The sequence below is a fragment of the Oceanospirillum sp. genome, assembly GCF_982874595.1.
Genome location: NZ_CEYNZH010000043.1, coordinates 23,061 through 30,911, shown reverse-complemented (window position 1 = coordinate 30,911; position 7,851 = coordinate 23,061). Strand labels below are relative to the sequence as shown.

The following is a 7,851-nucleotide window of genomic DNA, read 5'->3' as shown; positions in this document are numbered from 1 at the left end:
TCGACAAACTGGCCGATGCCGGTGTGCGTTATATCGAATCTGCCAGCTTTGTCTCCCCTAAGTGGGTACCTCAGATGGGTGATGCGAAGGAGATTATGACCGCTGTTGAGCGTAAACCGGGGGTTACCTACGCCGCGCTGACTCCGAATGTGAAAGGGCTGGAAACAGCCCTTGCAGCGGGCGTGGAAGAAGTTGCCGTTTTTGGTGCCGCTTCTGAAGCCTTCTCGCAAAAGAACATCAACTGCTCTATCGCAGAGAGTCTGGAACGCTTTGCACCGGTTATGGAACTGGCGAAAGCCAACAACATTAAGGTTCGCGGCTATGTCTCCTGCGTACTGGGCTGCCCTTATGACGGAGAGATTGCGCCGGAAAAGGTTGCTGAAGTGGCCAAAGCGCTTTACGACATGGGCTGTTACGAGATCTCCCTGGGCGACACGGTCGGCGTGGGTACGCCACACAAAGCCAAGGCGATGATCCGCGAAGTGGCCAAAGTGGTGCCGGTTGAGAAACTGGCGGCACACTTCCACGACACCTACGGTCAGGCGCTGGCAAATATCTACGCCGTGCTGGAAGAAGGTGTTGCCGTGGTCGACAGTTCCGTGGGTGGTCTGGGTGGCTGCCCATATGCCAAAGGCGCTTCCGGTAACGTCGCCACCGAAGATGTAGTTTATATGCTTCAGGGACTGGGTATCGAAACCGGTATCGACCTGAACAAGCTGGTAGCAACCGGTAACTTTATTACCCAGGCTATTGGCAGCACGAATCGTTCACGGGTGGGTTTAGCGATGTCATCCTGACGATTGGCCCGGTATTGGTTTGTATGCTCTCGCAGACTAATACGGGCCACTTCACCATTAATAGTGACTTCTACTCTGTGCTCTGAAGTACCTATATTCGGGAGGTGTTGAGCCTCCCTTTTTTGTGCCCCAGCTTAAGCCAGAATCGTTACGCCAGAAATTTAACTCCCATTTTAATGTTACAAAACAGTCAATTACCTAAAGTTACATAGTTATTTTAAAATGATACACTTCTTATCTCTCGAAAATGTCAGCCCTACTGAGGGCTCTGTAACCAGGTAATCTCGGTATTTATGGACTCGCAATCTCTTATTCAACACTTTTATGATCTGCCAACGCCTGTTGTGCTGGTCTCAAAAAGAGGAGAATGCCTGACGTCTAACCGATCTGCTTCAGAACTGACGCTGAAGTTTGGTTTTACAGATTGCAGCCAACTTATCCCTGAAGAACTTTTCCAGAAATTTCTGGATGATGGCCCTCATCTGCTGGGTGATTCCGATGATATTCGCTACAACGATTCAGATAGTTACCGCTGGCAGGTCATCGCGATTGAAGACGATGGCTTTCTTATTCAGGCGTTTAATCAAACCGATCGGGAGCAATCCAGGGCTATTCTCGAGAACTCTGTTGACGGTATCTACAAAACGAACCGCAACGGAAAACTGGTTTATGCGAACCAGGCGCTGGCGGACACCTTTGGCTACCGAAACGCATCCCATATGATCGGTGCCATTGAGCACCTGTCCCGTGATCTCTACAACGCTGAATCGGATCGTGAAGAATTCCTTTGGCAACTGGATCAGTTCGGGGAAGTCAGGGGTATGGAGCTTCAGATGAAGCGTATCGATGGCTCTCTTGTCTGGATTCGTCTTAATGGCCGGGCTCTGAAAAACCCGCAGGGTATCACGGAATCTGTGGTTGGCACGGTATATGACATCAGCGCTCACAAAGCCGCAGAATCCGCACTGATCACCGCTGAAGATAAATTCCGGAGCATCTTTGAGAATTCCATGACAGGTCTCCACCAGAGCACTCTGGAAGGTCGCTACCTGAACGTGAATCCCGCCCTTGCCCGCATTCTGGGCTATAGCTCTCCCGACGAGTGTATTGATGCCATTCAACATATCGGCAAGCAGGTTTATGTCCGCCCGCACGAATGGCTAAAGGCGATGAAGCGTCTGCGTAAAGAGGGCTTCTTTACCCTGAATGAGGTCGAGATCTATACCCGTGCCGGTATCAAACGCTGGGCCACCGTCAGCAACCGACTGGTTCCGGCCACGGATAACATGCCTGAGCATATCGAAGGCTCGGTGATGGATATTACCGACCAGAAGCGTGCTCAGGAGCGCATTCAGCATCTGGCACATTTTGACAATCTGACCACTCTGCCAAATCGTGTCAGCTTCCATAACGAGCTGGGCAATCTGGTTGCTGATGTTGACGATGGCGAACTCTCCTCTCTGGCTCTGATTGTTCTTGATCTGGATAACTTCAAAGATATCAATGACACTCAGGGGCATGTCACCGGTGACATGCTCTTAATTAAGACCGCTCACCGCCTGCAGGATTTTTTTGGTAATCGAGCTCAGATTTTCCGATTAGGCGGTGATGAATTTGCCATCGTGCTCAGCAATATTGCAGACCGGGAGCTTATTGGCAGCCAGTTACGTGAGTTGATTGCGATTCTTTCTGAACCGGTTGAATTTGGTAACAGTGAAATCCGCTGCACGGTAAGTGCCGGTATCGCCCTCTATCCGGAAGCCAAAGATGTTATTCAGGAAGGTGATGTTCAGCAACAGCTGTTCCGCTACGCAGATCTTGCCCTGTACCGTTCGAAATCCGCCGGACGTGACCGCTATACCTTCTTCGCCATTGAGATGCAACTGGCCGTATTGAAAGAGCAGGAAGTTGAGAAAGAGCTCTCCGAAGCACTGCTGAAAGATGAGCTCTGCCTCTACTATCAACCCCTGCTGAAGTCCGACTCTAAAGAGTTGATTGGTGCTGAAGTCCTGATCCGTTGGCAACATCCTGAAAAAGGTCTGGTCCCACCGTTTGAGTTTATTCCAGTCGCAGAGAAGACCGGACTGATCAGCAAGGTTGATGACTGGGTTCTGCTGCAGGCTGCGCGCCAGCTTAGCACCTGGCAACATCAGGGCAAATCTCTGCCCTCACTGTCCGTGAATATCTCTGCACACCGCCTTAATCAGCGGGATTTCGCTGAATACGTGCATAAGGTGATCAAACAAACAGAAATTCCACCCAACACCCTCTGTATTGAGATCACTGAAGAGAACATGATCACCAGCCTTGAAAATGTTCGCAATACCCTGAATCTTATTCGTCAGCTGGGTGTAAAGGTTGCTCTGGATGATTTTGGTACCGGCTACTCTTCATTGAGTTACCTGAAAGAACTGCCGGTCGACAAGCTGAAAATCGACCGAAGCTTTGTTATGGACATGCACGAAGACCCACAGGACAGGGCCATTATCCGCACAGTAATTGAGCTGGGACACGGCCTTGGACTATGGGTAAACGCTGAAGGTGTCGAGAACGAAGTTCAGATCCGCATGCTGCAGGAGCTGGGTATTGATGAATTCCAGGGTTTCTTCTTCAGCCGTCCGTTACCGCTCGACGAATTCGCAGAGCGGTATCTGATAGCGGAATCCGAACCGGTCTAGCCCCAAGCACCTACCCTTCTCCCAGACTTTTCTCTGATTCAGGCGCTGCGTCCGGAAGGACGCTTCTCATCCTTATACGCTGACATCCGCTTTTTCTCCTGCCAAAGACGAATAAAGTTATCGCTCAGGAAGAGCAAAAGGCTTAACAGAATCACGCCTGCGCCTGACAGCATCTCTATTGTCACGGGCTCATCGTGCAGCTGACTGCCCAGAAAGAGCGCAATCACCGGGGTGATCAGGGTGATCAGTGCAACATAGGCTGGTGGCAGATTCGCGATCAGGTGAAAATACGCCATAAAGCCGACCAAAGAACCCAAGGTCGCCAGATAAACCACAGACAACACACTCAGCATACTGATATCTTCGAGGACAACCTCAGTTCCAGTAGCAAACCAAGCAAGCGTATAAAAAGGCAGCGAACACCACAAAGCTCCCACAGTTTGCTGCAACGGATGCAGGCCGGCACCATTACGCTTCATCAGCACGTTACTGCTGCTGAAAAAGAAAACCGCCAATAGCGCCAATAAAACACCAATGACACCCTGACCGGTTACCACCAGATTATCACTAAAGACAACCCCTAAACCGATAATACCCAGGCCACAAGCCAACCACTGCTTACCCGTCATAGGGCTGTCCGGCACCAGAAAATGACTTAGTACACCTGTCATGATGGTGGTAAAACCAAACAATACCGAGATCAATCCCGATGGGATCCACTGAGCAGCCACATAGGTGACCCCCATCGCTCCAAAAATACCGATAACGGCGGTCAGATAAGACTTGAACGCTTGTCGGTTGAGCGGAAGATTCAGCCCCAACACCCTGAGCAGTGGCAAACCAACAAGTGCCGCCAGTGCCATACGTGATGCAGCCGCGGCCATGGGTGGCAAACTATCACCACTGGTGACAATCGCTAAAGGTGTTGTAGACCAGATAATAACCGCAAGCGCATAAGCAACCGGTATCGACATAACTAATTTCCTTGTGATGGCGTCTTTTACCCTTAAGGGTTTAATTCACAGACCAAAAACAGCGGCCATAAAAAAAGGCCGCTGACGAAGCGACCTTTTCTAAACAACAGAAACAGAATCAACGTCGTCGACTAACGGATACAGCTGCCGGGAATAACATGGCAGCTGCACTACGATTGACACGCCAGCAGGCAGGAATAATCAATGGTCGACGATTAAAAAACATAAGTGATCCTTTAGAGTTGAAGATCTACTATTACCAAAACTTACCCCTCTGGCAAGCAGTTTATTTCCCGCCAATCCTGCCAAAGACTTGAGTAGTCGGTAAAGACACCATCAATGCCTAACTCGTTCAGAGCTTTCACCTGGGATAATTGATTAACGGTATAGATATAGACTGCCAGCCCAAGCGTTTTCGCCTCACGTATCAGGCCGTGATCGATAAACTCATCACTCAGATGCAGGGAACTGAGTTTGAGAGGTCCCATCACCGCAGGCAATGAGAGAACGGCCCCATAAAGCAACATACCAAGAGCCACATCAGGACAGCTTTGCTGGAAGCGCAATAACTCCACATGATCAAATGATGAGACCAGAATATTCCCTTTAAGCGATTCATAGGGCTTCTGATGCAGTATCACAGCCAAAGGTCCGGCTGTTGCCTTGCTTTTAAGTTCAATGTTAATCGTGGCTCGCTCACCGACCAGCAGCAGAACCTCTTCCAGAAAAGGGATTCTCTGCCCTAACCCCGCATCCAACTGGCGCAATCCCACAAGAGTGTGATCCGCCAAAAGGCCACTTCCATTCGTCGTTCGGTCAAGACTCAGGTCATGGTGCACCAGTAAGCGCCCCTGGTGCTCAATCACATCAATCTCGATCGCCTCTGCACCAGCAGCCAAAGCCATATCAATAGCCATCAGCGTATTCTCGGGGCCATCGGCCAGAGCACCACGGTGAGCAAAGAATTTCATACCCAACACTCCACAATAAATGTACGCTCAGGACGCACATAATGACCTTTACGTTAACGTCAACTTAAAGTACATTAAGACAAACAAAATTACGGTAATTTAACTGTACCAACACCGCGATAGCTCATCACTTTGCAAGACTGTATAAATAGCAAAGTGGCGTTAAAATGCCTGGAGTGAGCTAATTGTGCTTAATATTTTTTGTTACAGCGACGTTCCGTTAACAGAGCCCGTTCACCGACCACAAGAACAACAACAGCACAGATCTGTCTTCTCATCCCCTTAACAGGGCGATGCAGAAACATCTCAGGATCTGCAAGAAGGAGCAAACATCCATGAGTGCGCCCCTATGGCAACCCAGTTCCCACCGCATCGAAAGCAGCAATCTGCATCAGTTTATCCGACAGGTCAATGATGCCCACAAACTCTCACTGAATGATTACTCTGATCTGTATGAATGGAGTATCGAGCAAACCGAAGATTTTTGGTCTGAACTCTGGGATTTCGCCGGTGTTATCGCGGATAAGAAAAGCGAAACCGTACTGGAAAACCCGGAGAAAATGCCCGGTGCCCGCTGGTTCCCGGAGAGCAAAATTAACTTTGCTGAGAACCTGCTCAAATTCCGTGATGACCGCACCGCCATCGTGTTCCGTGGTGAAAAAGGCCAGCGCAAAGCCCTGACCTATAACGAGCTGTATCAGCAGGTCGCTCAGTATGCTGCCGGTCTGAAAAAAATGGGCGTGGAGAAAGGTGACCGTGTTGCTGGTTTTGTACCGAACTGTGCCGAAACCCTGATCGCGATGCTGGCAACCACCTCTCTGGGCGCCGTCTGGTCCTCCTGCTCACCGGATTTCGGCATCAACGGTGTTTATGATCGTTTTGGTCAGATCAAACCTAAAGTGCTGTTCACAACAGATGGCTATTTCTACGCTAACAAGACCCTGGATAGTCTGGAAAAAGTGTCCGGCATTCTGGAACGCCTGCCTGAGATCGATCATGTTGTTGTCATTCCGTTTGTTAATGACAACCCGGATCTTTCAGGGCTTACCGAACCGGCAAAAAGCAAAGCAACCCTGTTGTCTGATTTTGCAGATAGTTCCGCAACGACTATCGAGTTTGAACCGGTTGCCTTTGATCACCCGCTCTACATTATGTACTCCTCCGGTACGACGGGTGTGCCCAAGTGTATTGTGCACTCTGTGGGCGGTACCCTGATCCAGCACCTTAAAGAGTATCTGCTGCATACCGATGTGAAGCGCGACGATGTGCTTTTCTACTACACCACCTGTGGCTGGATGATGTGGAACTGGCTGGTATCGGGTCTGGCAACGGGCTGCACGGTACTGCTTTACGATGGTTCACCATTCCACCCGCGCCCGAATGTGCTGTGGAATATCGCCGAAGAAGAAGGCATCAGCATCTTCGGCACCTCAGCCAAATATATTGCCGCCCTTGAGAAGGTGGGTGAAAAACCCCGTGAAAGCCACAACCTTGAGAAGCTTAAAGCGGTACTCTCTACCGGTTCGCCTCTGGCCCATGAAAGCTTTGATTATGTCTATCGTGATATCAAAGAAGACCTCTGCCTGTCCTCTATCTCTGGCGGCACCGATATCGTTTCCTGCTTTGCCCTTGGCTGCCCGATCCGTCCGGTTTATGCCGGTGAACTGCAATGCCGTGGTCTGGCGATGGCAGTTGATATTTATGACGATAACGGCAAAGCGATTCGCGGTGATAAAGGTGAGCTGGTATGTACCAAACCCTTCCCGTCCATGCCGATCGGTTTCTGGAATGATCCGGAAGGCGAAAAGTATCACGATGCTTACTTTGGCTCTTTCGACAATGTCTGGGCTCATGGCGACTACGCTGAGATCACCGAACATGATGGCCTGATTATCCATGGCCGCTCCGATGCGGTTCTGAACCCCGGCGGCGTGCGTATCGGCACCGCCGAGATCTACCGTCAGGTGGAAAAAGTGGATCAGGTGATGGAAAGTCTCTGTATCGGTCAGGATTGGCAGGACGATGTTCGTGTGGTGCTCTTTGTCCGCATGAAGGAAGGCTTTGAGTTAACACCAGAAATAGAGAAAGAGATTAAGGATACCATTCGGGCCAATACTACGCCGCGCCATGTCCCTGCCAAGGTGATCGAAGTCAGTGATATTCCACGAACGATCAGCGGTAAAATCGTTGAACTGGCAGTACGCAACGTCGTGCACAATCGCCCGGTGAAGAACACCGACGCCCTGGCAAATCCTGAAGCTCTGGAGCTGTATAAAGACCTGCCTCAGTTGCAGAATTAAAAGCTAACCTAAAGCCCAACCTTTTGCTGAACCACCCCACGGGGTGGTTTTTTATGCCAGAAATGTCAACTCCGGCAAAGATTTTGGTCATAGTTTGCAGGATAATGACTCAGCCGTGCTACAACCGGAAT

The 7,851-nt window shown here is 50.1% G+C and carries 5 protein-coding genes; 3 read left to right on the top strand and 2 right to left on the bottom strand.

The features are described 5' to 3' along the window. Positions 1 to 797, top strand: a 797-nt coding sequence (locus AC4GL5_RS14520) for a hydroxymethylglutaryl-CoA lyase (protein WP_490383510.1), incomplete at its 5' end; no start/stop codon positions are given. A 293-nt stretch (positions 798 to 1,090) separates the two neighbouring features. Continuing rightward, positions 1,091 to 3,475, top strand: a complete 2,385-nt coding sequence (locus AC4GL5_RS14515; RefSeq protein WP_490383509.1) for an EAL domain-containing protein — start codon at positions 1,091 to 1,093, stop codon at positions 3,473 to 3,475. Between the two features lie 38 nt (positions 3,476 to 3,513). Here the strand turns inward: AC4GL5_RS14515 and AC4GL5_RS14510 are convergent, their stop codons facing one another. Both AC4GL5_RS14510 and AC4GL5_RS14505 read right to left on the bottom strand, forming a co-directional pair. Beyond that, positions 3,514 to 4,449, bottom strand: a complete 936-nt coding sequence (locus AC4GL5_RS14510; RefSeq protein ID WP_490383508.1) for a DMT family transporter — start codon at positions 4,447 to 4,449, stop codon at positions 3,514 to 3,516. A 266-nt stretch (positions 4,450 to 4,715) separates the two neighbouring features. Further along, positions 4,716 to 5,420, bottom strand: coding sequence for a glycerophosphodiester phosphodiesterase (locus AC4GL5_RS14505; RefSeq protein WP_490383507.1), 705 nt, complete (start codon positions 5,418 to 5,420; stop codon positions 4,716 to 4,718). Between the two features lie 335 nt (positions 5,421 to 5,755). On the opposite strand from AC4GL5_RS14505, the gene AC4GL5_RS14500 reads away from it, so the two are divergent. After that, positions 5,756 to 7,720, top strand: a complete 1,965-nt coding sequence (locus AC4GL5_RS14500) for an acetoacetate--CoA ligase (protein WP_490383506.1) — start codon at positions 5,756 to 5,758, stop codon at positions 7,718 to 7,720. Positions 7,721 to 7,851: the final 131 nt, after the last annotated feature.